General features: G+C 41.3%; 32 protein-coding genes. All 32 read left to right on the top strand.

Features of this window, described 5'->3' with window-relative positions:
• Positions 1-444 carry a flagellar export protein FliJ gene (gene fliJ, locus LH47_RS03355; RefSeq protein ID WP_043964767.1) on the top strand — a complete coding sequence of 148 codons (444 nt, stop codon included), beginning with the start codon at positions 1-3 and terminating at the stop codon, positions 442-444.
• Positions 445-450: 6 nt separating this feature from the next.
• The gene (locus tag LH47_RS03350; protein ID WP_043964766.1) at positions 451-1,062 is read left to right on the top strand and encodes a MotE family protein; all 612 of its coding nucleotides are present in this window, start codon (positions 451-453) and stop codon (positions 1,060-1,062) included.
• Between the two features lie 14 nt (positions 1,063-1,076).
• Positions 1,077-2,555, top strand: a complete 1,479-nt coding sequence (locus LH47_RS03345) for a flagellar hook-length control protein FliK (RefSeq protein WP_043964765.1) — start codon at positions 1,077-1,079, stop codon at positions 2,553-2,555.
• A 5-nt stretch (positions 2,556-2,560) separates the two neighbouring features.
• On the top strand, positions 2,561-3,028 hold the full coding sequence (locus LH47_RS03340) for a FlgD family protein (RefSeq protein WP_052585005.1): 468 nt from the start codon (positions 2,561-2,563) through the stop codon (positions 3,026-3,028).
• A 13-nt stretch (positions 3,029-3,041) separates the two neighbouring features.
• Positions 3,042-3,404, top strand: coding sequence for a TIGR02530 family flagellar biosynthesis protein (locus LH47_RS03335; protein WP_043964763.1), 363 nt, complete (start codon positions 3,042-3,044; stop codon positions 3,402-3,404).
• A gap of 76 nt (positions 3,405-3,480) precedes the next feature.
• Entirely contained in the window at positions 3,481-4,869 is a 1,389-nt protein-coding gene (locus LH47_RS03330; RefSeq protein WP_043964762.1) for a flagellar hook-basal body complex protein, read from the top strand.
• 40 nt (positions 4,870-4,909) lie between these two features.
• A complete protein-coding gene (locus LH47_RS03325; RefSeq protein ID WP_043964761.1) occupies positions 4,910-5,137 on the top strand; it encodes a flagellar FlbD family protein in 228 nt (75 codons plus the stop codon).
• Position 5,138: 1 nt separating this feature from the next.
• Complete coding sequence (fliL, locus tag LH47_RS03320; RefSeq protein WP_084221240.1) at positions 5,139-5,552, top strand: flagellar basal body-associated protein FliL; 414 nt, start codon at positions 5,139-5,141, stop codon at positions 5,550-5,552.
• 31 nt (positions 5,553-5,583) lie between these two features.
• Positions 5,584-6,582 carry a flagellar motor switch protein FliM gene (gene fliM, locus LH47_RS03315; RefSeq protein WP_009732896.1) on the top strand — a complete coding sequence of 333 codons (999 nt, stop codon included), beginning with the start codon at positions 5,584-5,586 and terminating at the stop codon, positions 6,580-6,582.
• On the top strand, positions 6,572-7,723 hold the full coding sequence (fliY, locus tag LH47_RS03310) for a flagellar motor switch phosphatase FliY (protein ID WP_043964759.1): 1,152 nt from the start codon (positions 6,572-6,574) through the stop codon (positions 7,721-7,723). Before fliM ends, fliY begins: the two co-directional genes overlap by 11 nt.
• A 19-nt stretch (positions 7,724-7,742) precedes the next feature.
• Positions 7,743-8,102 carry a response regulator gene (locus LH47_RS03305; protein ID WP_003394872.1) on the top strand — a complete coding sequence of 120 codons (360 nt, stop codon included), beginning with the start codon at positions 7,743-7,745 and terminating at the stop codon, positions 8,100-8,102.
• 12 nt (positions 8,103-8,114) lie between these two features.
• Entirely contained in the window at positions 8,115-8,741 is a 627-nt protein-coding gene (gene fliZ / locus LH47_RS03300; RefSeq protein WP_052585003.1) for a flagella biosynthesis regulatory protein FliZ, read from the top strand.
• Positions 8,734-9,399, top strand: coding sequence for a flagellar type III secretion system pore protein FliP (fliP, locus tag LH47_RS03295; RefSeq protein ID WP_043964758.1), 666 nt, complete (start codon positions 8,734-8,736; stop codon positions 9,397-9,399). The genes fliZ and fliP overlap by 8 nt, the downstream gene beginning before the upstream one ends.
• Positions 9,400-9,413: 14 nt before the next feature.
• On the top strand, positions 9,414-9,683 hold the full coding sequence (gene fliQ, locus LH47_RS03290; RefSeq protein WP_009732900.1) for a flagellar biosynthesis protein FliQ: 270 nt from the start codon (positions 9,414-9,416) through the stop codon (positions 9,681-9,683).
• Complete coding sequence (gene fliR, locus LH47_RS03285) at positions 9,680-10,459, top strand: flagellar biosynthetic protein FliR (RefSeq protein WP_084221238.1); 780 nt, start codon at positions 9,680-9,682, stop codon at positions 10,457-10,459. The genes fliQ and fliR overlap by 4 nt, the downstream gene beginning before the upstream one ends.
• Before the next feature lies 1 nt (position 10,460).
• The gene (gene flhB, locus LH47_RS03280) at positions 10,461-11,543 is read left to right on the top strand and encodes a flagellar biosynthesis protein FlhB (protein WP_043964756.1); all 1,083 of its coding nucleotides are present in this window, start codon (positions 10,461-10,463) and stop codon (positions 11,541-11,543) included.
• A 31-nt stretch (positions 11,544-11,574) separates the two neighbouring features.
• Positions 11,575-13,611, top strand: a complete 2,037-nt coding sequence (gene flhA, locus LH47_RS03275) for a flagellar biosynthesis protein FlhA (RefSeq protein WP_043964755.1) — start codon at positions 11,575-11,577, stop codon at positions 13,609-13,611.
• Positions 13,608-14,714, top strand: a complete 1,107-nt coding sequence (flhF, locus tag LH47_RS03270) for a flagellar biosynthesis protein FlhF (protein ID WP_043964754.1) — start codon at positions 13,608-13,610, stop codon at positions 14,712-14,714. The genes flhA and flhF overlap by 4 nt, the downstream gene beginning before the upstream one ends.
• A complete protein-coding gene (locus LH47_RS03265; RefSeq protein ID WP_043964753.1) occupies positions 14,711-15,580 on the top strand; it encodes a MinD/ParA family protein in 870 nt (289 codons plus the stop codon). The genes flhF and LH47_RS03265 overlap by 4 nt, the downstream gene beginning before the upstream one ends.
• A 12-nt stretch (positions 15,581-15,592) precedes the next feature.
• Positions 15,593-16,663 (top strand): protein-glutamate methylesterase/protein-glutamine glutaminase, encoded by a 1,071-nt coding sequence (locus LH47_RS03260; RefSeq protein WP_043964752.1) that lies wholly within the window; start codon positions 15,593-15,595, stop codon positions 16,661-16,663.
• Positions 16,664-16,677: 14 nt separating this feature from the next.
• Positions 16,678-18,690 carry a chemotaxis protein CheA gene (locus LH47_RS03255; RefSeq protein ID WP_043964751.1) on the top strand — a complete coding sequence of 671 codons (2,013 nt, stop codon included), beginning with the start codon at positions 16,678-16,680 and terminating at the stop codon, positions 18,688-18,690.
• Positions 18,691-18,715: 25 nt separating this feature from the next.
• Entirely contained in the window at positions 18,716-19,147 is a 432-nt protein-coding gene (locus LH47_RS03250; protein WP_084221237.1) for a chemotaxis protein CheW, read from the top strand.
• 7 nt (positions 19,148-19,154) lie between these two features.
• Positions 19,155-19,790: a chemotaxis protein CheC gene (locus LH47_RS03245; protein WP_043964749.1), complete on the top strand. Its 636-nt coding sequence runs from the start codon at positions 19,155-19,157 to the stop codon at positions 19,788-19,790.
• A complete protein-coding gene (locus LH47_RS03240; RefSeq protein ID WP_043964748.1) occupies positions 19,783-20,283 on the top strand; it encodes a chemotaxis protein CheD in 501 nt (166 codons plus the stop codon). Before LH47_RS03245 ends, LH47_RS03240 begins: the two co-directional genes overlap by 8 nt.
• Complete coding sequence (locus tag LH47_RS03235; RefSeq protein WP_043964747.1) at positions 20,283-20,597, top strand: hypothetical protein; 315 nt, start codon at positions 20,283-20,285, stop codon at positions 20,595-20,597. The genes LH47_RS03240 and LH47_RS03235 overlap by 1 nt, the downstream gene beginning before the upstream one ends.
• Before the next feature lie 28 nt (positions 20,598-20,625).
• Entirely contained in the window at positions 20,626-21,366 is a 741-nt protein-coding gene (locus tag LH47_RS03230; protein ID WP_043964746.1) for a FliA/WhiG family RNA polymerase sigma factor, read from the top strand.
• Between the two features lie 34 nt (positions 21,367-21,400).
• Entirely contained in the window at positions 21,401-21,658 is a 258-nt protein-coding gene (locus tag LH47_RS03225; protein ID WP_043964745.1) for a hypothetical protein, read from the top strand.
• 10 nt (positions 21,659-21,668) lie between these two features.
• Positions 21,669-22,124, top strand: a complete 456-nt coding sequence (locus LH47_RS03220) for a hypothetical protein (protein WP_043964744.1) — start codon at positions 21,669-21,671, stop codon at positions 22,122-22,124.
• Positions 22,125-22,263: 139 nt separating this feature from the next.
• A complete protein-coding gene (gene rpsB, locus LH47_RS03215; RefSeq protein WP_009732915.1) occupies positions 22,264-22,971 on the top strand; it encodes a 30S ribosomal protein S2 in 708 nt (235 codons plus the stop codon).
• A 131-nt stretch (positions 22,972-23,102) separates the two neighbouring features.
• Entirely contained in the window at positions 23,103-23,984 is an 882-nt protein-coding gene (gene tsf, locus LH47_RS03210) for a translation elongation factor Ts (RefSeq protein ID WP_009732916.1), read from the top strand.
• Positions 23,985-24,046: 62 nt separating this feature from the next.
• Positions 24,047-24,769, top strand: coding sequence for a UMP kinase (gene pyrH, locus LH47_RS03205; protein WP_021094184.1), 723 nt, complete (start codon positions 24,047-24,049; stop codon positions 24,767-24,769).
• Position 24,770: 1 nt separating this feature from the next.
• Positions 24,771-25,322 (top strand): ribosome recycling factor, encoded by a 552-nt coding sequence (gene frr / locus LH47_RS03200; RefSeq protein ID WP_009732918.1) that lies wholly within the window; start codon positions 24,771-24,773, stop codon positions 25,320-25,322.
• Positions 25,323-25,389: the final 67 nt, after the last annotated feature.

The raw sequence follows: 25,389 nt of genomic DNA, 5'->3' as shown, positions 1-25,389 counted from the left end.
ATGACACCATTTAAATTAACAAAAATTTTAAACTTAAAAGAACATGAAAAACAAAAAGCATTGCACGAATATGAAGAGGCGCGCAGCCGATTTGAAGAAGTGGCGGAAAAACTATATCACTTTTTAAAGCAAAAAGAAGATTATGAAGAACAACATAAACAACAACTACAATTAGGATTAGCGATTCAACATATTCGTTCGTTTCAACAATTTATGGGTAATTTGCAACGCGTTATCGACCATTATCAACATCTTGTCATGCAAGCCCGTCAACAAATGGAGTTGAAACAACTGAAGTTAGTTGAATTGAATGTAGAAGTGAAAAAATACGAAAAAATAAAAGAAAGATATGACGAAATGATTGCGACACAAATGCGAATCGCAGAACAAAAGCAGATGGACGATATTTCAATACAGCAATATTGCCATCGAGAAACAAGGTGAGCGTCAATGGAGCAGTTTGGAAAAGAAGAAGAAACGAAAAAAACAAGTAAGTTTCAATGGTTTCTTTTTGTCGTGTTTATTCCACTTTTATTTACGATTTCGGTTGTTTTGCTTATTTTAACATTCTCCGGTATTAACGTATTTGAACAAGGGAAAAAATATGCGAGTCAATTGCCGTTCGTATCGCAATGGATTGAAGGAACGGAAGCAAATGAAAAAAAGAAACTACAACAACAAATCGTTGAGCTAAAAGCAACGATTGTCGAAAAAGAGAAACAACTAACAAAAGCGAACGATGCGCTCAAAGAAAAAGAAGGGGAAATGGATGCACTGAAACAAGAAATTGCGCGCCTGAAAGCAGAGAAGGAACAAGCTCAACAACCTACAACTACACCGTCGGCAGAGCAAACGAATGCTTCACGTGTAGACGTTGTAAAAATGTATGAAACAATGTCCCCAAAAAAAGCAGCAGAAATTATTCCGCAAATGTCGGATCGCGAAGCTGTCGATTTGCTATCGCAGTTAAAAACAGATAAAGCGGCAGCCATTTTAGAAAAAATGGATGCGGCAAACGCTGCAAAATATACGAGCCTGCTTGCGAAAAGATCGAATAATTGAAAGGAGGTGAAAAAATGAATATCGTATCGGTTTCCCTCATGGCGCCATCTAGCGGACAAAATCAACAAATCGCAGCGCAAACGGGCGACAGCAACGCATTTGCCCATATCATCGCATCGCTGCGCCAAGAAACAAAAACGTTACAACCATTTGTTGAGGCGCCAGAAATAGCGCAAACTGTCGATTGGGAACAGCTACAACAATGGTTTGCACAACTTCCTGTTTATGACGGGTACGCAGAAAAGCAAACGTTATCCAACGATGCCGTTCAAGCGTTTCTCTCCCTTTTGCCAGAAGAAACGAAAAATGACATGATTGAACGGTTTTCATCTGGGCAACCGCTTGAAATGATGTTTTCGCCAAAAGATGAGCGAAATGTAGAAGATGAGCTTATGCTTGTTTTGGCATTATTCCAACTGGAGCAAAAACAATGGACGATTCCAGAGCCGATTATCGAACAAGTGCGCCAAATGATGCAAACAACATTTGGAATGCGTAATGAGCAAAGCGGCACAATTACAGCGATGCTGCAGGCATTAACAAAAGAAATGAACGAAAGCGAAAAGCGAACGAATGATTATATGCCAAAACAAGTTCAAAGCCTTTTGAAAGATGTGCCTCTCACCGTACCGCATCAAAAAGAGGAAAAGATGAACACAAAAGCTGTATCATTGCCCGAAGATGGGCGAATAAACATGAAAGCTGTATCTTTGTCAAAAGACGTGGGAATAAACACGAGAGCTGTATCATTGCCCGAAGATGGGCGAATAAACATGAAAGCTGTATCTTTGTCAAAAGACGTGGGAATAAACACAAAAGCTGCATCATGGTCAGAAGATGGGCAAATAAACACGAGAGCTGTATCATTGCCCGAAGATGGGCGGATGAATACGACAAATGCTCTTTTATTCAAGCAAGGGACACAAGCTATGCAAAAAGAGTTTTTATCGCCATTACAAGTACCAAAAGAGCTTGTCACATTACAACAAGAGAGTAAACAATCAGTAGCCCGCTTATATGAACATGTTTTACATGTCGGGCAGCAAACAAATGAACATGCACCGATGGGGCTAAAAACGATCGATACAACAAAAGATACGCCTTTTGTTACGCAGTTTGAACGCATTTTGCGAACAAGTAAACTGACGCAATGGAAAAATGGTAATACACAAATGCTTATTCGTTTGCATCCGGAACATTTAGGGTATGTCACAATTAAGCTCATTCAACAAAAAGGAAAATTGACTGCAAAAATGATTACATCAACCGATGCGGCGAAACAGTTGGTTGAACAACATATTCATCAGCTGTCACATATTGTTGATCATATTACTGTTGAGAAGTTCCATGTATTTGATGAAGCAAAATTTCGCGACCATTCATTCCAACAACAAAAACAGCAGCACCAAGAACAACAAAAAGAACAAAAGAAACAACATGACGAATCTTTTGATGAGTGGTTGAAAGAATGGATTGACTTTGAAAAGAGGTGATGAACGTGACAGCTATCGATCCGAGTTTATTTTTGTCACAGCGTCAAACACAACAAAGAGAAACAGGAAAAAGCTCATTAGGAAAAGATGATTTTTTAAAAATTTTAATTGCCCAATTGCAGCATCAAGATCCGTTAAACCCGATGGAAGACCGTGAATTTATTTCGCAAATGGCGAATTTTTCATCGCTCGAGCAAATGGTCAATATGTCGAATATGATGGGCAAGTTTATTGAATCGCAAACAAGTACATCAGAAAAGCTTGCGAGCACATTAGATGCGTTGCAAAAACTTATGCAACAACAGGTTGCACCGTCGCTTGCTCAATATAGCGAATGGATTGGCAAAACGGTCACATGGGATGAACAAAGCGGCGTTGTGAAAGCGATCGTTCAAAAAGGAACGGAAGTATGGTTAGAGCTTGAACAAGGGGAAACCGTTTTAGCCTCTCGCGTCACAAAAGTGTCGCAATAAAGGAGGTGAGCGAATGAATCGCATTCAATTTTTCCCGCATACTCCGCTTATTCCGTCAAAAAAACAGACGGTCGTTTCAACAGAGCGACAATCGTTTCGGGATGAGCTTACGAAGGCTGAACAAACGTTAAAAATAAGCAAACATGCCCAACAACGATTGCAAGAACGAAATATTTATATTAACGATGAACAATGGGAAATGATCGGACAAAAAATCGTTGAAGCAAAACAAAAAGGTGTGCGCGACTCACTCGTCATTACAGATGAAGCGGCACTGATTGTCAGCGCTGTGAATCAAACGGTCATTACGGCGATGAATCGCGAAGAAGCGCAAACACAACTGTTCACAAACATTAATGGTGCGATTATTATATAAGGCTGGACCTTCATTGGAAGCCTTCGAGCGTGCGGAATGACAGAAGCCGCTCAAACGATGAAAAGGAGAGGATTATATGTTACGTTCCATGTTCACTGGCATTGGCGGTATTCGCAACTTTCAATATAAATTAGACGTGATTGGTAACAATATTTCTAACGTCAATACGTATGGCTATAAAAAAGCGCGCGTCACATTTAAAGATCTCGTTTCCCAACAAATTTCCGCGGCGACATCATCAACAGGAACGCGCGGAGGAATTAACGGGAAACAAATCGGACTAGGAAGCGGCCTCGGTTCAATCGAAACGATTCATACGCAAGGATCGACGCAAACGACATCGCGTCCGCTTGACTTAGCACTCGGCGGCGACGGATTTTTCATCGTCGGTTCGATTAACGATGTGACGTTAATTAGTATGGATGGACCGGCTGGGAAATTAGGAACAAATAAAGTCAATACAGGTGTGCCGATTGATCGTGTATTTAACTTAAGTTTTACACGTGCCGGAAACTTTTATTTAGATGAGTACGGTTACATCGTCAACTCGGACGGACAATATTTAATTGGCGAAGCAGCGATTAAAGATGTAGATACGGTCATTGCAAACGCTCCACATGTTGCTCAAGCTAGACGTGACTTAGAAACATTTCTTAACAGTGCAAATGGCCTCGTAAACTTTATAAAAAAATGGAAAGAAGAGTTTACGAAAGACTCTGATAACAATCCGGCTACACAAACTGATTTTATTAATTTTATTCAAAACTTTAACAGTGAGCTAAAAAGCTTAAATGAGAAAATTACAGGAAAAGAGGATCCAAATGATACAACGCCTGCGTCAGCTGGAACATACTTTAATGATCGTGTATCTCCGAAAGCAAGCATTAACCCGGTTCCGCTTCTTCCTGAAAACGAAGCAGATTGGCCGGATACGCTGGCGGAAGCAGAAAAAATGATGGGTCCATACTTAGAAGGAATTAGTGGCTTTGTCGAAAGCGTCCAGCAAGTGTTGCAAGATTATAGTGAGCCAAAATACGGCAACGTGACAAGCTTTGAACCGGGGTTAATTCAAATTCCGAAAACAGCGAAAAGCTTTGGAATTACAGCGGACGGAAAAGTGACGTTCATTGATAGCAACGGACAGTTAAAAATTGCAGGTCAAATTTTGTTGGCACAATTTCCAAACCCGACTGGTTTAGAAAAAATGGGCGGCAATACGTTTAAAGAAACGAACAACTCCGGTAAGCTCGATCGAAATGCGGATGGTCTAATGATTAATGAATTGTCGCGTCCTGGTTTAAACGGTGCGGGCGAAATTATTTCAGGAGCGCTTGAAATGTCGAACGTGGACTTATCTGAAGAATTTACAGAAATGATCGTTGCCCAGCGCGGCTTCCAAGCAAATACGCGCATTATTACAACGTCGGACGAAATTTTACAAGAGCTTGTTAACTTGAAGAAATAATAAATAAAGGGGGGACGGGGGCGTTTGCCCCCGATACATAATGATTCGATTAACGCGGTTAAACGGCAAACCTTTTACGTTAAACGCCATTTACATAGAGCAAGTTGAAGCGTTCCCCGATACGACGATTACGTTAACGAATGGCAAAAAGTTTGTCGTGCGGGAGTCTGTTGAAGATGTTATGTTATTAGTAGAAACGTTTTATCGCAACATTTCTGTTCTCGGATTAAGGAGAGATGCGGAGGGATCCGACGTTGAAAGACAATAAAATGTTAAAAATGATGCTTATTGTGATGGGGGTTATTACGCTCGTTAGCGTCGTTGCACTTGTTGTAGTTATGAAGTTTATGGGGAACGATGAGCCGAAAGAACCGACGGTCGATGAAATTGTTGCAAGCTCATTTGATGTACCGGAAATGATGACGAATTTAATGGATGGCAGCTTTATTAAAATTGCGTTTAAAATTCAAACAGATAGCGAAAAAGCAAAAGAAGAAGCCGAGAAACGCGATTTTCAAATTAAAAATATCATTATTGAAGAATTGTCAGAAATGACGGCGGAACAGTTTAAAGGAAAACAAGGAAAACTGCTTTTGGAGAAAAAATTGCGTGAACGCATTAATGAACTGATGCAAGAAGGAAAAGTTGAGAAAATTTATATAACCTCCTTTATTCTCCAGTAAATAAAATGAATAGGAGTAGGAGGTGAGAACGGTGTCAGGAGAAGTTTTATCGCAAAGTGAAATAGATGCGTTGCTGGCGGCGCTATCTGCTGGAGAGATGAGCGCTGATGAGTTAAAAAAGGAAGAAGCAGAGAAAAAAGTAAAAGTGTATGACTTTAAACGGGCATTGCGGTTTTCAAAAGATCAAATTCGCAGTTTAACGCGCATACACGAAAACTTCGCCCGATTATTAACAACATTTTTTTCAGCGCAGTTGCGCACATATGTACAAATTTCTGTCGCATCGGCTGACCAACTGCCGTATGAGGAATTTATTCGTTCCATTCCGAAAATGACGATTTTAACAGTATTTGAAGTCCCTCCACTTGATGGACGCGTGCTGTTAGAAGTGAACCCAAACATCGCTTATGCGATGCTTGATCGCGTATTAGGCGGCAGAGGGGTAAGTTTGAACAAAATTGAAAACTTAACAGAAATCGAAACGAAAATTATGTCAAATTTGTTCGAAAAAGCGTTTAGCAACTTGCGTGAAGCGTGGGAGTCGGTGGCGGATATTGACCCGATGTTGACAGATTTTGAAGTAAATCCACAGTTTTTACAAATGGTATCACCAAATGAGACGGTTGTTGTTATTTCATTAAATACACAAATTGGTGATACGAGCGGCATGATTAATATTTGTATTCCGCATGTTGTGTTAGAACCAATTATTCCGAAATTATCGGTTCATTATTGGATGCAAACGCAAAAAAAAGCGCGCGAACCAGAGGAAGTGGCGACGTTACAAAAGCGATTAAAACAAACAAAAGTGCCGATGATCGCAGAGCTTGGCACATCGACCATTTCTATCCAAGAATTTTTACAACTTTCCGTTGGCGATGTCATTCAACTCGATCAAACCGTGCGCGATCCGCTTGTGATCAAAGTAGGAGATGTGCCGAAATTTATTGGACAGCCCGGAAAAATGAATAAACGATTAGCCGTACAAATTTTAGATGTGATAAAGGGGGAAGACGGCGATGATGAGTGACGATATGTTATCTCAAGACGAGATTGATGCGTTGTTGCGAGGAATTGACGAAGACCCGATGCCGTCTAGCACAATGTCGATTGATGAAGTGTTAACACCGATCGAACAAGATGCACTTGGTGAAATTGGAAACATTTCGTTTGGTAGTTCAGCGACAGCGCTCTCGATGTTATTAAATCAAAAAGTGGAAATTACAACACCGAGCGTTTCACTCATTGAGCGTTCACGAGTGGCAGAAGAGTTTCCACATCCGTATGTGGCGATTCAAGTGAGCTATACGGAAGGATTTTTAGGAACGAATTTGCTTGTGATTAAGCAGTCTGACGCGGCCATTATTGCTGATTTAATGATGGGCGGAGACGGAACAAATCCACCAGCGTTCATGGATGAAATTCAGCTAAGTGCCGTGCAAGAAGCGATGAACCAAATGATGGGTTCTGCAGCCACATCGATGTCGACGATTTTTAGTAAAAAAGTCGATATTTCTCCACCGAGTTTACATTTGCTTGATTTATCAGAAGGAGAAGGGTTTGAATATTTACCACCGGATGATGTGCTTGTAAAAGTATCGTTTCGTTTAAAAGTAGGCAACTTAATTGATTCGAACATTATGCAGCTGCTTCCGATTCATTTTGCGAAAGAATTAGTCGAAAATTTATTAAATCCGTCTAGTACAAACGCACAAACATCAGCTACAATAAATACGAATGAGCCACGTCAAACCGCGCCATCCGCACAAACACAACAAGCGCCTTCACCGGCTCAACAAACGCAAAAAGAAGCTCCTCAACATGTAGGAACCGGAGCTGTGCAGCAGCCTGTCAACGTTCAGCCTGTTGCTTTTGCAAGTTTTGAACCAGCGCCATTGCCAGAGACGGAATCGCGCAATCTCGACATGTTGCTTGACATTCCGTTGCAAGTAACGGTAGAACTTGGCCGAACGAAGCGCTCTGTTCAAGATATTTTAAGTTTATCGTCAGGGTCCATTATCGAACTCGATAAGCTGGCTGGTGAACCGGTTGACATTTTAGTAAACAATAAATTGATCGCCAAAGGCGAAGTCGTTGTCATCGATGAAAATTTTGGCGTGCGCGTGACAAGCATTATTAGCCAGAGCGATCGATTAAACAAATTACGATAATTTGGGAGGTTATTGGAGAATGGCGAGAATTTTAATTGTTGATGATGCAGCATTTATGAGAATGATGATTAAAGATATTTTAACGAAAAACGGACATGAAGTCGTTGCTGAGGCAGCTGATGGAGCGCAAGCGGTAGAAAAATATAAAGAGTTTCGTCCAGACTTAGTCACAATGGACATTACGATGCCAGAAATGGACGGCATTACAGCGTTGAAAGAAATTAAAAAAATTGATAGCAACGCAAAAGTCATTATGTGTTCGGCCATGGGGCAACAAGCGATGGTTATTGATGCGATTCAAGCAGGAGCAAAAGACTTTATCGTCAAGCCGTTCCAAGCAGATCGCGTCATTGAAGCCATTAATAAAACGCTCGGTTAGAGGTGGAATTCATTGCGCTATATTCGCATCATGATGTTGTGCGCGTTCGTTGTTCTGCAAGCAGTTTCCCCTGCTTTTGCAGAACAAACGAATAGCGTTAAAGAATGTGTAGAGCATCCAGAAAAGTGTAAAGAACAACAGAAGAACGAGGCAACGAAAGCGGAAACAGTTGTCCAGCCGGATCCGATTACGTTTTCGGATTTTGCCAAACTAATCGCTGCAACGGCTTTTGTTGTGTTTTTGTTATATGCTCTTTTAAAATGGCTAAATAAACAAAACCGATTTTATGAGCGAAAAGGGCTTATTCAACATTTAGGCGGGACAAGTTTAGGAACGAATCGAACGATTCAAATTGTGAAAGTTGGTCGACGTGTGTTTGTCGTCGGTGTAGGGGAATCGATCCATTTATTGAAAGAAATTACGGACGAACAAGAAATCGAGGAGTTGCTGAAGCAACATGAAGCGCGGCTTGATTCATTGCTTGATACGAGCGTATGGAAATTGCTCCAGTCGCTTTGGCAGCGAAAAGCGAGCGAACCTCGTTTTCGCCAGTTATTTGATCGCGAGTTACAACGGCTAGCTGAAGAGCGAAAAAAAGCGATGAGAGCGCTAGAAAAAGAAAGGGATCCACATGAATGAAGTGATGCAGTTTTTTAACAATAGTGCCCCTGACAATGTAGCGACATCTGTGAAGCTGTTATTGTTGTTAACCGTGTTGTCGATTGCACCGGGCATTTTAATTATGGTGACATCGTTTACGCGCATCGTCATCGTCTTGTCGTTTGTCAGAACAGCGCTCGGCACGCAACAAATGCCGCCAAACCAAGTGATCATCGGGCTATCGCTATTTTTAACATTTTTTATTATGGCACCGACATTTCAACAAATTAACCGTGATGCTCTACAGCCGTTATTTGATGAAAAAATTAACTTAGAACAAGCATACGAACGAGCCGAAGCACCATTAAAAGATTTTATGAGCAAACATACGCGGCAAAAAGATTTAGCTTTATTTTTAAGCTACGCAGGGGCTGAACAGCCAAAAACAGTGCAAGAGATTCCGATGTCCGCTCTTGTACCTGCTTTTGCGATTAGCGAGTTGAAAACGGCTTTTCAAATCGGCTTTATGTTATTCATCCCGTTTTTAGTGATTGATATGATCGTTGCCAGTGTATTAATGTCGATGGGGATGATGATGTTGCCGCCAGTCATGATTTCGTTGCCGTTTAAAATTTTATTATTTGTTCTTGTAGACGGTTGGTATTTAGTTGTGAAATCATTATTAGAAAGCTTTTAAAGTAGGTGGGAAAAATGAGTCCCGATTTTGTCATTCAAGTGGCGGAACGCGGTGTGTATATGGTGCTCGTCATATGTGGGCCGCTCATGTTGCTTGCGCTTGCGGTCGGATTGTTTGTCAGCATTTTGCAAGCAACGACGCAAATTCAAGAACAGACGTTAGCGTTTGTTCCAAAAATTGTCGCTGTCCTCATCGGTCTCGTTTTTTTCGGGCCGTGGATGCTTTCGCGCATGATTTCGTATGCATACAATATTTTTAGTAACTTAAGTAAATTTGTAGGATGAAGCGTATGGAGTTATACACGTATGTACCAACGTTTTTGCTTATTTTTGCGCGCGTCGCTTCCTTTTTTGCGACGATGCCGCTTTTCTCTTATCGAAACGTGCCAAACGTTCATAAAATCGGTTTTGCCTTTTTCATTAGTTGGATCATGTTTTTTTCACTTGATCCGAAACCGATCGATATTGACGGAATGTATATGATGTTGCTAATCAAAGAAGTGCTTATCGGGCTGTTGATTGGGCTTGTTGCGTTTATTATCATGTCGTCGATTCAAATTGCGGGCGGACTCATTGATTTTCAAATGGGATTTGCCATTGCAAACGTCATCGATCCACAAACAGGCGCACAAAGCCCATTAATGGGACAATATTTGTATACGATCGCTTTGTTTTTTTTACTTGCCGTCAATGGACATCATTTGTTGTTAGACGGTATTTTTTATAGTTATCAGTTTATTCCGCTCGAGCGTCTCATTTCTTTTGGAAATGGACAAATCGCAGAACAGGTGGTTCGTTTATTTCAAGCGATGTTTGTCATTGCGTTACAAATGGCCATTCCCATTGTCGGCTGTTTATTTTTAGTGGATGTAGCGCTTGGGATTGTTGCGCGCACCGTTCCGCAGATGAACATTTTTGTGATTGGATTACCCGTGAAAATTATCGTTAGTTTTGTTTTGTTCGTCATTGTATTTTCAAGCATGTTTGTCGTAACAAAACAACTGTTTGAATTCACTTTTACGTCGATGCGCGGCATGATGAAGCTGTTAGGGGGCGCGTAACGTGGGCTGGCTGTCGGTTGATTTACAGTTTTTCGCTGGAGAAAAAACGGAAAAAGCAACGCCGAGAAAACGGCAAGAAGTGCGCAAAAAAGGACAAGTAGCGAAGAGTGCTGATGCGACTGCTGCTTTTTTAATGCTCGTCGTTTTTCTCACTCTCTCGTTTTCCTCGGGCGTGTGGGGAGATGCAATTGTCCGACTGTTTCGTCAATCTTTTCAACATTATTTTTTTATGGATGTGACGGTTGATTCTGTGCAGCTGATTTTCGTTGATCTTCTTCGTCAGCTTGCAATGCTCGTTGGACCGATTTTTTTAGCCGCAATTGCCGCAGCGCTATTTGCCAATTTTGTGCAAGTTGGCTTTTTATTTACGACGGAACCGTTGCAAATGAAACTAAGTAAACTCGATCCGATTCAAGGATTCAAGCGCATTTTTTCGCTCCGTGCACTTGTCGAATTGTTAAAATCGATTTTAAAAGTGCTGTTTGTTGGCGTTGTAACATTTTCAGTTTTATGGTTGCACATGGAGGATATTTTATCGCTATCCCATAAATCGATCGGTGCTAGCGCGATCACGCTTGGACGTTTAACGATTCAAATGGGGCTCGTTGCTTCTGTCGCCTTACTTTTTCTTTCGATGTTTGATTATTTGTATCAACGGTACGATTTTGAAAAAAATATTCGTATGTCAAAACAAGATATCAAAGATGAATATAAAAAGACGGAAGGGGATCCCCTCATTAAATCGCGCATTAAGCAAAAACAGCGGGAAATGGCGATGCGCCGCATGATGCAAGAAGTGCCGAAAGCGGATGTTGTCATTACAAATCCAACGCATTTTGCTGTGGCGTTAAAGTATGATGAACAACAAGCAGATGCCCCGATCGTTGTCGCCAAAGGGGCGGACTATATGGCGCAAAAAATAAAAGATATTGCAAAAAAAAATGATGTGATCATTGTTGAAAACCGCCCGCTTGCGCGCGCATTATACGATCAAACAGATGTCGGGATGGTTATTCCGGAAGCCTTTTTTAAAGCGGTAGCAGAAATTTTAGCGTACGTTTATAAAACGAAAAATAAACTTTAATTCTTATGTATGTGAACAGGAGAGAACGTTTATGTCGGCAAGGGACTTATCTGTATTACTTATGGTTGTATTAATTGTAGCGATGCTCATCATCCCTCTACCATCATGGTTGCTCAGCATCCTCATTATTATGAATATTTCTCTTGCGTTGCTCGTTCTCTTAACATCGATGAATATGCGCGAACCGCTTCAATTTTCGATCTTCCCTTCGCTTCTCCTTTTGCTTACATTATTTCGCCTCGGTTTGAACGTTTCAACGACTCGCTCGATTTTGAGCAGAGGAGAAGCAGGGGGAGTCGTTGAAACGTTTGGAACGTTCGTCATCGGTGGAAATGTTGTTGTTGGTTTTGTTGTCTTTTTAATTTTAATTATTATTCAATTTGTCGTCATTACAAAAGGGGCGGAGCGCGTATCAGAAGTTGCGGCTCGTTTTACGCTCGATGCGATGCCGGGAAAACAAATGAGCATTGACGCCGATTTAAATGCCGGCATTATCTCCGAACAACAAGCGAGAGAACGACGTGAAAAAATTGCGCAAGAAGCGGATTTTTACGGTGCGATGGACGGAGCAAGTAAATTCGTAAAAGGCGACGCGATCGCAGGAATTATTATTGTATTAATTAACATGTTATTTGGAATCGTCATCGGCATGGTGCAACAAGGGATGGACATTGGGGAAGCAGCAAGAAGATATACGCTATTAACGGTTGGGGACGGAATTGTTAGCCAAATTCCGGCGTTATTAATTTCAACGGCCACAGGGATTGTTGTCACCCGTGCAGCCTCTGATGATAATTTAGGTGCCGACATTGTGCGGCAGCTGTTTGCGTATCCGAAAATGTTATACGTCACAGCGGGGACTATTTTTTTACTCGGGTTGTTTACCCCGATTAATGATTTGTTAACGATTCCGATTGCTTCTCTGCTTGCTTTCGGCGCATATCAATTGACAAAACAAGCTCGTGTGGCAGAAACAACAACAGAAGAGACAGAGGAAGAAATCGAAATGGATCAAATGAAAAGTCCAGAAAGTGTTGTGAGTTTATTAAGTGTCGATCCAATTGAATTTGAGTTTGGGTACGGACTCATTCCACTCGCTGACGCTAATCAAGGCGGAGATTTATTAGATCGTATCGTGATGATTCGGCGCCAACTTGCTTTAGAGCTTGGCATTGTCATTCCTGTTGTTCGCATTCGTGATAACATTCAACTGCAGCCGAATGAATATCGACTAAAAATTAAAGGAAATGAAGTGGCGCGTGGCGAGTTGTTGCTTGATCATTATTTAGCGATGAGCCCAGGCGTTGATGATGATTCCATTGAAGGAATCGATACGATTGAACCAGCGTTCGGCTTGCCAGCGAAATGGATTTCTGAAGAAATGAAAGAGCGAGCCGAAATGTTTGGATATACAGTCGTTGATCCGCCATCTGTCGTATCGACGCATATCACCGAACTGTTAAAAGCGCATGCGCATGAGTTACTCGGTCGTCAAGAAACGAAGCAGTTAATCGATCATGTCAAAGAGTCGTATCCAATTTTAGTCGAAGAAGTGACGCCAAATCCACTATCGGTTGGCGACATTCAAAAAGTGCTTGCGAATTTACTACGTGAAAAAGTATCAATCCGCAATTTGCCGGTTATTTTTGAAACGCTTGCTGATTTTGGAAGAATGACAACAGATCCAGATCTTTTAACAGAATACGTTCGTCAAGCGCTTGCACGTCAAATTACGAGCCAGTATGTTGTGGAAGGACAGCCGTTGCGTGTCATTACATTATCAGGAAAAGTTGAAAAAATGATTGCCGAAGGTGTGCAACAAACGGAACATGGTAATTATTTAGCGCTTGATCCGGTTGTTTCACAAGCGATTATTGAAGCAATAGCGATGCAAATTGAACAATTTCCGTTTCAAGATCAATCGCCAATTTTACTATGCTCTCCAGCTGTGCGCATGTATGTTAGACAATTAACCGAACGATATTTCCGTCACGTTCCGGTCTTGTCGTATAATGAACTTGAAGCAAATGTGGAAGTTCAAAGTGTTGGGGTGGTGAATGTGGAATGAAAGTAAAAAAGTTTGTTGCTTCGTCTATGCCAGAAGCGATGAAAATGATTCGCGCGGAACTTGGAAATGATGCCGTTATTTTAAATTCGAAAGTCGTACAAAAAAAGGGATTTCTTGGCCTGTTTTCCCGAAAAAATATTGAAGTGATTGCTGCCGTTGAACCAAAGCCAACCACTCCGCCTGTTCAAAAAATGAAAGAAAAACGAAAAGAGCGCGCAGAACCGTTGCGTGATGAACAGCTGTTAAAAGAAATTCATGAATTAAAAGCGACGATCCGCCAGTTGTCACAAGGAGGGGGGATTGAGCATTATCCCGCTCCGTTGAAAGCAATAGATGCCCATTTAATTGATCAAGAAATAAGCGATGATGTGCGAGCGATGTTCATGTCTACTTTGTTGCAACGATGGTACACATCGAGTGCGAACGGATCGTATGATGAAGTAAAGAAATGGCTTTATGAGGAAATTGTAAACACATTATCTTCTCTTTCGTTCGGGGGTATTTCTTTTCAAAAAAAATTCGTTAACGTTGTTGGGCCAACGGGGGTTGGGAAAACGACGACGCTGGCGAAAATGGCAGCTGATTGCGTTATTAAACATGGAAAAAAAGTGGCGTTTATTACGACGGATACGTATCGCATTGCGGCGATTGATCAACTAAAAACGTATGCAAAAATTTTAAACGTGCCAATTGAAGTATGTTACAATCTTGACGATTTCCGCCAAGCGAAAGAGAAGCTTACATCGTACGATATTGTTTTTATTGATACGGCCGGAAGAAATTTTCGCAACGTCCAATATGTGAACGATTTAAAAGAAATGATCGATTTTAACGAAGAAATGGAAACATTTCTTGTCTTATCGTTAACAGCGAAATGGCGAGATATGAAAGAAATTTATACACAGTTTTCCCTCATTCCGATTCATAAATTTATTTTCACGAAAATAGACGAAACGAGTCGACATGGGGCGATGTTAAATATGATGGTTCAATGCGGCATCGGTACAGCGTATATGACACACGGGCAAAACGTGCCAGACGATATCGTTGAAGCTACTCCACAACTTGTGGCAAATATGATTACCGGGGTCGAGCAACAATGATGAGAGATCAAGCGGAAAGCTTACGTTTACGTGTAAAAAAAATGCAAAGCGGTTCAGAAACGAAAGCGATTGCTGTGTTAAGTGGGAAAGGCGGCGTTGGAAAGTCGAACGTTTCGCTAAATTTTTCATTAGCGCTACGTCAACGGGGGAAACATGTATTGTTGTTTGATATGGATATTGGAATGGGAAATATCGACATTTTACTTGGACAAACGTCATCCCATACGATCATCGATATTTTTCGTCCAAATGTCACCATTCATGATATTATAAAGATAGGACCGAATGAGTTGGCGTTTATTGCAGGAGGAACGGGATTTACCGAAATTTTTCATATGGACGAACAACAAGTGGAATATTTTATTGAACAGTTACAACACGTTTCTGCGCAATATGATTACATTATTTTTGATATGGGGGCGGGGATGTCCGAAGATCGTCTTCAACTGTTAAAGGCGGTTGATGATATTTTCATCGTGACAACGCCTGAACCGACAGCTTTAACTGATGCATACGCAATGATGAAATACATTCATTTAGCGGATTCGCAACTTCCGATTTATGTGCTAGTGAATCGTGTTCGTTCGGACAAAGAAGGCATGGAAACGTTACAACGTTTAAAACAAGTAGCGAAACGTTTTTTAGGAAAAGAGCTACATGCTTTAGGATATGTGCCAGAAGATCGAACAGTAAGCACAGCTGTCATTCGCCAAACACCTTTTCTTTTGTTTGATCCGAGTGCTAAGGCGAGCAAGGCGCTCGTACAAATGACAGATCGCTATTTAGCAGATGAAGAGCATGAGGAGAAAGAGAAACGTCCGTTTCACTTTTTTGCCAAGCTGCGTCAATACTTTTTAGAAAGGTAGGTTATCATCGCCGTGAATAAAGCAAAAGTGCTTGTCGTTGATGACTCTGCTTTTATGCGAAAATTAATTAGCGACTTTTTGTCAGAACATCCGCGCTTGCACGTTGTCGGGACCGCTCGTGACGGACAAGAAGCGCTACAAAAAATTGAGCAATTACAACCGGATGTTGTTACGTTAGATGTTGAGATGCCTGTCATGAACGGGCTTGAAACGCTAAAGCATATTATGCAGAAACGACCGCTTCCTGTCGTGATGATTTCAAGCACGACGAAAGAAGGAGCGGAAAATACAATTTTAGCGTTGCAATACGGTGCCGTTGATTTTATCGCTAAACCATCAGGTGCCATCTCACTAGATTTATATAAAATTAAAGATAAAATGATCGAAAAGGTGCTTTTGGCAAGCGAAGCGAATTTGCGAACGGTAAAGACAAAGCAAAAAATGTCTATGTTGCCACAAAAGCAATATAGTAAAATAGAGGTAAGCGAACGACAACATGTGAGCGGAAAGAAAAAAATCATCGCAATCGGCACATCGACGGGTGGTCCGCGTGCGCTTCAGCACGTGTTAACGAAATTTCCAGCGACGATTGATGCGCCTATTTTAGTTGTGCAACATATGCCAAAAGGATTTACAAAATCGTTAGCGAACCGCCTCGATTCGTTATGCGATATTCGCGTGAAAGAAGCAGAAGACGGTGAAGTTATTCAAAAAGGGACGGCATATATCGCACCGGGTGGAAAACATTTATATGTCAAACGTGTCGGTACATCGCTTGCCATTCATCTTGATGAAGCAGCACCGCGCAACGGACATCGCCCTTCGGTTGACGTCATGTTTGAGTCGTTAAGCGCTCTAACAGATTACGAAAAAATTGCCGTCGTTATGACGGGAATGGGTTCAGACGGCACAGCAGGATTAAAACAGTTAAAAATGTCTGGTAAAACGTTTGTTATTGCAGAATCTGCTGAATCTTCAGTCGTATTCGGTATGCCAAAATCGGCCATTGCTGCGAACGTCGTTGATGAAATTGTTCATGTTGATGATATTGCTGAAGCGGCAATGAAGCACGTACAAGTTTGAGGGGGATAGGAACAATGGACATGAGTCAATACCTCGAAGTATTTATTGATGAAAGTAAAGAACATTTACAAACGATTAACGAACAATTGTTAGAGCTTGAAAAAAATCCAGATGACGTGTCGATCGTCAATGAAATTTTCCGTTCTGCCCATACGTTAAAAGGGATGTCAGCGACGATGGGGTTTGAGGACTTAGCTAATTTAACACACCAAATGGAAAATGTGCTCGACGCGATTCGCAATGGGAAAATTGCTGTGACACCTGAGTTGCTTGATGTCATTTTCCGTGCCGTTGACGATTTAGAAGCGATGGTTGTTTCCATTGCAGAAGGTGGGGATGGAAAGCGTGACGTTACAGCCGTTGTCGCGCAGTTAAAGCAAATCGAAAAAGGAGAAGTAGTTGTCGCTCCACAAAAAAGCAATGCAATCCAAGAGCAAACATACGATGAATTTGAATACACTATTTTAAAACAGTCAGCTGAGCAAGGATTTTATAGCTACGAAGTGAGCGTGAAATTGCGTTCCGACTGCTTATTAAAGGCAGCTCGTGTATTTATGATTTTTGAAGTCATTGAACAAATTGGTGAAGTGATCAAATCTGTTCCGTCAGTAGAAATGCTTGAAGCAGAACAATTTGACGATCAATTTGTCGTGACAGTTGTGACAAAAGTATCACAAGACGAATTACAAAAACGCATTATGAAAGTATCAGAAGTAGAAGAAGTAAATGTTCGGCCAGTTGATTTACATAAATCTGAAAACACGGTCGAACAAAAAGAAGAGCAGAAAAAGGAACAGAAAGAAGAAACAAAAACGGTTGAACAAACGGTCGATAAAAAACAAGAAACACAAGAAGAAAAGCAAACAGGAAAGCAAGTGAGCAATAAAACGATTCGCGTAAATATTGAGCGGCTCGATATATTAATGAATTTGTTCGAAGAGCTTGTCATTGATCGCGGGCGGTTGGAACAAATTTCACGCGAGCTAAACAACCCGGAATTACATGAAACGGTTGAACGCATGTCACGCATTTCAGGTGATTTGCAAAACATCATTTTAAATATGCGCATGGTGCCTGTTGAAACGGTATTTAACCGCTTCCCGCGCATGGTTCGCCAATTAGCTCGCGATTTAGGAAAGAAAATTAACCTTGAAATTATCGGGGCAGAAACGGAGCTTGACCGTACGGTGATTGATGAGATCGGCGATCCGCTTGTTCACTTATTGCGGAATGCGATCGACCACGGTATTGAAACGCCGGATGTGCGCCGTGCAAAAGGAAAGCCGGAAGAAGGGACAGTCAAGTTAAAAGCGTATCATAGCGGCAACCATGTATTTATTGAAATTGAAGATGACGGTGCGGGCATTAGCCGTGAAAAAGTGTTGAAAAAGGCGATTAGTAAAGGCATTATCTCCGAACAAAATGCGGCGAACTTAACGGATAAGCAAGTATATGAGCTGATTTTCGCTTCAGGCTTTTCGACAGCAGATAAAGTATCTGATATTTCTGGACGTGGCGTCGGCTTAGATGTCGTAAAAAACACAATTGAATCGCTTGGTGGTTCGGTATCGATTGATTCAGAGGAAGGCGTCGGCTCTATCTTTTCGATCCAACTACCGCTTACACTATCTATTATTTCTGTCATGTTAGTTGAAATTCAAAAGGAAAAATATGCAATTCCGTTGTCATCTATTATCGAAACGGCTATTGTGAAGAAAGAACATATTTTGCATGCTCATAACCAAAAAGTCATTGATTTCCGTGGAAAAGTTGTTCCGCTCTTATTCTTAAAAGATATTTTTGAAGTGCCTGTCGTCAAGGAAGAAGACGATTTCTTATCGGTCGTCATGGTACGGAAAGGTGAAAAAATGGCCGGACTTGTCGTCGATGCGTTTATTGGTCAACAAGAAGTGGTGTTAAAATCGCTTGGCAACTACTTAACGTCCGTGTTTGCGATTTCTGGAGCGACCATTTTAGGTGACGGGCAAGTGGCGCTCATTATTGACTGCAATGCGCTCATTAAGTAGGGACAAGCGAGAGGGGGAATATAATGTGGCTGAGCTGAAAGTGATTGTGTTTCAATTAAAAGACGAAGAATATGCCATTCCAGTTCAACAAGTGCGTTCAATTGAAAAAATTCAACATATTACGCGTGTTCCTCGCGTTCCGAAATATGTAAAAGGCGTCATTAATTTGCGCGGTGTTGTAACACCGATTATTGACTTGCGCATGCGTTTCGGTTTAGAGGAAGCTGCGTTTTCTGATCATACGCGCGTCATTATCGTTGCGCTCGATGATATGGAAGTTGGTTTCATTGTTGATGCGGCAAACGATGTCGTTGATATTTCAACAGAAGCGATTGAACCGCCACCAGAAGTAGTGGATACAACAACAGCGGAATACATTAACGGGGTTGTGAAAATTGGAAAACGCCTATTCATTTTATTAAACTTAGAAAAAGTATTAAAAACAGAGAAAGGATAAATTGTCCATGTCATATTTCGAACGGATGGATGCCGTCCATATGGACATACTAAAAGAGATTGGAAATATTGGTGCGGGTCACGCAGCAACAGCGTTATCAAAGCTGTTAAATAAAAAAATTGAAATGACGATTCCGGATGTGCGCATCATTTCATTTGATGAAATGATGGATATTGTTGGAGGAGCTGACAATGTCGTCGCCGCTGTTTTCCTGCGCATTGAAGGAGATGCGCCAGGCAATATGTTTTTCGTATTATCTATTGAACAAGCGGAACGATTTATTCAACAAATGATTGGCGATGAGCAGTTTAAACTAGAGCAAGATTGTTCGGAATTGTCGCTATCTGCGTTGCAAGAGCTAGGCAACATTTTAGCCGGTTCGTATTTATCGTCTTTATCAGATTTCACCCATTTAAATTTATATCCATCTGTTCCGGCGCTTAGCATTGATATGATTGGTGCGATTTTAAGCTATGGTTTAATTGAAATGTCGCGCGTCGGCGATCATGTCATTGTCGTTGATACAGCCATTCATGAAGAACATCAGCCTGATGATCGTGTAAAAGGACACTTTTTCCTACTCCCTGACCCTGAATCATTTCACATTATTTTTCGGGCTTTAGGTGTGGAACATGATGAGTGAAATTGTTCAAGTCGTCAAAGTAGGAATTGCTGACATGAATGTAGTAAAGGCACCACATGTCATTCGTACGTGTGGACTTGGCTCTTGCGTCGGTGTCGTTGTATACGATTTAGCAAAAGAAGTGGCAGGGATGGCGCATGTCATGCTCCCTGATTCATCGTTAGCAAAATCCGAAAAAATGAATGTAGCGAAATATGCCGACACTGCGATTGAAGAGTTAGTACGCCGAGTCATTGGAGCGGGGGGAAGAAATGGTCATTTGAAGGCAAAAATGGCTGGCGGTGCGCAAATGTTTCAATTTCGTACAGGTACGACAGATATGATGCGCATCGGACCGCGCAACGTTGAGGCTGTTCGTGAGCAGCTTCAACGTTTTCGCATCCCAATCGTTGCTGAAGACGTCGGAGGGAATAGTGGACGGACGATAGAATTTCATCCGAAAACAGGCATGTTGCTCATTCGCACAGTAAATCAAGGGGTACGGGAAATGTAATGGTTAGTACATGGAAATTTAATGTGATTTTTGCCTTATTTGGCTGTATCGTCGCTTTTTTTTCTTCATTATTGCAAAATAGTGTATGGACATCTATGATACGTTCGTTGATCGCATTTGTTGTTTTCTTTGTTTTTGCATTTATCATTCGTTGGATGACGGCGTTTATTCAAAAAGATGCATCCGTACAAAATATGTCGTTAACACCATCGGATGAAATGGAAGTGGAACAGATGATTGAAAGTTTAGACGAAGAAGAGCAACAAAAAGTAGCAGAGTATATTCGACAACTATTGAGGCAGGAAGAAAAGTAAATGAACGTTAACATTTAGGGGGGATGATATGATTGAGCAATGCTGGCAAAAGTGGATGGATGCCCGCGATCGCGACGCTTGCGATCAATTGATCGAAAAATACATGCCACTTGTCGATTATCATGTGCAACGTATTGCTTCATCCCTTCCGAAAAGCGTGAAAAGAGAAGATTTGAAAAGCTTAGCGCTGCTTGGGTTATATGATGCGCTAGAAAAGTTTGATCCATCACGCGATTTAAAATTTGATACGTATGCTTCTTTTCGCATTCGTGGCGCGATTTTAGACGGATTGCGCAAAGAAGACTGGCTTCCGCGCAGCGTACGAGACAAGGCGAAAAAAATAGAGGCAACAATTGAGCAGTTGCAACAAAAATATATGCGTGATGTCAGCGCCAAAGAAGTGGCAGAAGCATTAAACATTTCAGAAGATGAAGTGTATGCGGTGATGACCGAACAGTTTTTCGCCCATGTTTTATCGCTCGATGAGCGACCGTTTGATGATGACGATGATCAGCCGTCATTTACGATTCGCGATGATCGATCTCTGCCACCAGAAGAACATATGTTGCGTAAAGAACAAATTGAGCAATTAGTGAATATCATTCAACAGCTAAATGAAAAAGAACAGCTAGTGATTAGTTTATTTTACAAAGAGGAATTGACGTTTACAGAAATCGGGCATATTATGGGGCTGTCTACGTCACGAATTTCCCAAATTCACGCAAAAGCTTTATTTAAAATGCGCAAACTGATTGAGCAAGCGATATGACAGTCCTTCATCACTTTATGAAGGAAGTGAGAACATGAGTTTAAAATTAGTCGAGTTACAAGTGGCGTTGCCGAAAACGCATGAGCTCGGAAAATGGCAAGAACATATGCAACAGTACGGACAGCTTGCTCAGCAACAGCTTGCAACAGAAATGAAGAAACAAGATGAGCGCCTTCGGCAACAAGTGACGAGAGCGGAACAAAGCGAACGCGCAAAGTGGAAAAAACAGTCTGAGAAAAAAGAAAAAAGTAAACATCCTTACAAAGGAACACATATTGATTTTATCGGATAAGAGGGATGATATGACGACGTTTTTATGGTTGATCAGCTTCGTTTTGCATGGTGTCTCGCTTTTTCTCATTATTCTTTTGTCATTAAAATGGGCAAAAATTAAAGAGACAGAAAGAGAGCAAGCGGAGCTCATTCGCGAAATGGAAACGATGATGACGACATATTTAATGCAGTTTAAAGAGGAAAACGAACGATTTGTTAAACAAATGACATCATCGGCCGTTCGTCAAAAGAAAAAAGAAGCCTCTCCTCCATTTCGGGACGAACAAGTGCGACTTCCAGTTGAAGACGTTGTTGACCGAGTGGAATTATCAACAACTTCGCTGAAGGAAGAGGCGTCGCTCAAGTCGCTCGTTTCAGAAGCGTTAAAACTTCAACAACAAGGAAAAACAATAGATGAAATCGCGAAGGTGTTAAATCGGGGGAAGACAGAAATAGAGCTTTTGCTTAAATTTCACCAAAAGTAGTTGAATGTGCTTTTTAATTATGATATAGTTCTATTTGGTGTGAATACACACGCTCATCGATTTAAGCAACGGTGCTGCTTTGCAGTCTTGCTTAAAAATGACGTGGGCGGAGGAAAAAAACCATCTAGGAGGATGAAAGATGTCTGTTATTTCAATGAAACAGTTGCTTGAAGCAGGGGTTCACTTCGGGCATCAAACGCGTCGTTGGAACCCAAAAATGAAAAAATACATTTTCACTGAGCGCAATGGTATTTACATCATTGACTTGCAAAAAACAGTGAAAAAAGTAGAAGAAGCGTACAACTTCGTCAAAGAACTTGCGGAAAACGGCGGCAAAATTTTATTCGTTGGTACGAAAAAACAAGCGCAAGATTCTGTGAAAGAAGAAGCAGAACGTTCTGGCATGTTCTACGTAAACCAACGTTGGTTAGGTGGAACGTTAACAAACTTCGCAACAATCCAAAAACGTATTAAACGTTTAAAAGAGATCGAAAGAATGGCTGAAGACGGCACATTCGATGTATTGCCTAAAAAAGAAGTGGTAAAACTAAAGAAAGAATTAGAGCGTCTTGAAAAGTTTTTAGGCGGCATTAAAGAAATGAAAGAATTGCCAGATGCGTTATTTGTTATCGACCCACGCAAAGAGCGCATTGCCGTTGCAGAGGCTCGTAAATTAAACATTCCGATCATCGGAATCGTGGATACAAACTGCGATCCAGACGAAATCGACTACGTCATTCCTGCGAACGACGATGCGATTCGCGCTGTGAAGCTTCTTACAGCTAAAATTGCGGATGCGATTTTAGAAGCAAAACAAGGCGAAGAAGCCGTTGTCACAGCTGAGTAAACATGTGAAAGGTGATAAGAGGGGGAAGCCTTTTATCACCTTTTTTTAAGAAAAAACGGGCATACTAAGCATACAAACCGTTTCGGTTTGTGTACATACGATTTCGCACATAAAAAAGGAGGATGTTTCATATGGCAATTACTGCTCAAATGGTAAAAGAATTGCGCGAAAAAACAGGCGCAGGGATGATGGACTGCAAAAAAGCATTAACAGAAACAAACGGTGATATGGAAAAAGCGATCGACTGGCTTCGTGAAAAAGGAATGGCGAAAGCAGCGAAGAAAGCAGATCGTATTGCAGCGGAAGGAACAACGTTAATCGAAGTAGATGGAAATACAGCAGTGATTTTAGAAGTAAACTCTGAAACAGACTTCGTTGCGAAAAACGAAGGATTTAAAACATTAGTAAAAGAATTGGCTGACCATTTATTAAAGCATAAGCCTGCAACAGTCGAAGAAGCATTACAACAAAAAATGGATAACGGTGCGACAGTAGAAGAACATATCAATGCAGCGATCGCTAAAATTGGTGAAAAAATTACGTTACGTCGCTTTGCGGTTGTTGAAAAAGGAGACAACGCTGTATTTGGTGCATATTTACACATGGGCGGACGCATCGGCGTATTAACTGTGTTAGAAGGTACAACAAATAGCGACATTGCAAAAGATGTAGCGATGCACATTGCGGCAATTAATCCAAAATACGTGTCTCGCGATGAAGTATCTGCAGATGAAATCGCTCGCGAGCGCGAAGTGTTAAAACAACAAGCATTAAATGAAGGAAAGCCTGAAAATATCGTTGAAAAAATGGTTGAAGGCCGTTTAGGCAAATTTTTTGAAGACATTTGCTTACTTGAGCAAAGCTTCGTGAAAAATCCAGATGTGAAAGTGCGTCAATTTGTAGAGTCTAATGGCGCGACTGTGAAAAGCTTCATCCGTTACGAAGTAGGCGAAGGTATTGAAAAGCGCCAAGATAACTTCGCTGAAGAAGTTATGAGCCAAGTTCGTAAGTAATGAAGACAAATAGGGAACACATATGTGTTCCCTATTTTTAAAGAACGGTATGGAGGTTTACAATGGAAAGTCCAAAGTATAAACGTGTCGTTTTAAAACTAAGCGGTGAAGCGCTAGCGGGAGAGCAAGGATTTGGAATTAATCCGTCTGTCATTAAATCGATCGCTCAACAAGTAAAAGAAGTGGCAGAACTAGGAGTCGAAGTTGCCGTCGTCGTTGGGGGCGGAAACATTTGGCGTGGAAAAATTGGTAGCGAAATGGGGATGGACCGCGCCACAGCTGATTACATGGGAATGTTAGCAACGGTGATGAACTCGCTCGCGCTGCAAGATAGCTTAGAGCAGCTCGGTGTACAAACGCGTGTGCAAACGTCGATTGAAATGCGCCAAGTAGCCGAGCCGTACATTCGAAGAAGAGCGATTCGTCACTTAGAGAAAAAACGTGTCGTCATTTTTGCAGCAGGAACAGGAAACCCGTACTTTTCAACAGATACGACAGCCGCGCTTCGTGCTGCAGAAATTGAAGCGGACGTCATTTTAATGGCGAAAAACAACGTAGACGGTGTATATAGCGCCGATCCAAAAGTGGACAAAAATGCAGTCAAATATGATGAACTATCTTATTTAGATGTCATTAAACAAGGATTAGGCGTCATGGACTCGACTGCTTCATCGCTATGTATGGATAACGATATTCCACTCATTGTTTTCTCCATTATGGAAGAAGGAAATATTAAACGTGCTGTGTTAGGTGAAAATATCGGAACAATTGTAAGGGGGAAATAATATGCAAGTATTAACGAACGCAAAAGAAAAGATGGATAAAGCAGTTCAAGCTTTTTCACGTGAACTTGCAACAATTCGTGCAGGTCGTGCGAATCCTGCATTATTAGAAAAAATTACAGTCGATTACTACGGCATGCCAACGCCAATTATTCAATTAGCCGGCATTCAAGTGCCAGAAGCGCGCCTGCTTGTCATTCAACCGTATGACAAATCTGTATTGAAAGAAATCGAAAAGGCGATTTTAGCATCAGATTTAGGTTTAACACCTTCAAATGACGGTTCAGTCATTCGCATTGCGATTCCACCGCTTACTGAAGAGCGCCGCCGTGAACTCGTTAAGCTTGTGAAAAAATATGCTGAAGAAGCAAAAGTCGCTGTGCGCAACATTCGTCGCGACGCAAACGACGAGTTGAAAAAGCTAGAGAAAAACGGTGAAATTACTGAAGATGAATTGCGCGGCTATACAGAAGATATTCAGAAACTAACAGACGATCATATCGCAAAAATCGATGCGATTACGAAAGAAAAAGAGAAAGAAGTGATGGAAGTATAAGTCCCTCTATGTTTATAGAGGGTTTTTTGTTATAATTACGAAATAGGGCGCACAGCCTAATTACGAT

Origin of the sequence: Anoxybacillus thermarum (genome assembly GCF_000836725.1) — a bacterium.
Taxonomy (GTDB): domain Bacteria; phylum Bacillota; class Bacilli; order Bacillales; family Anoxybacillaceae; genus Anoxybacillus; species Anoxybacillus thermarum.
The sequence above is the reverse complement of the archived record's forward strand: the minus strand, read 5'-3'. Positions and strand labels throughout refer to the sequence as shown.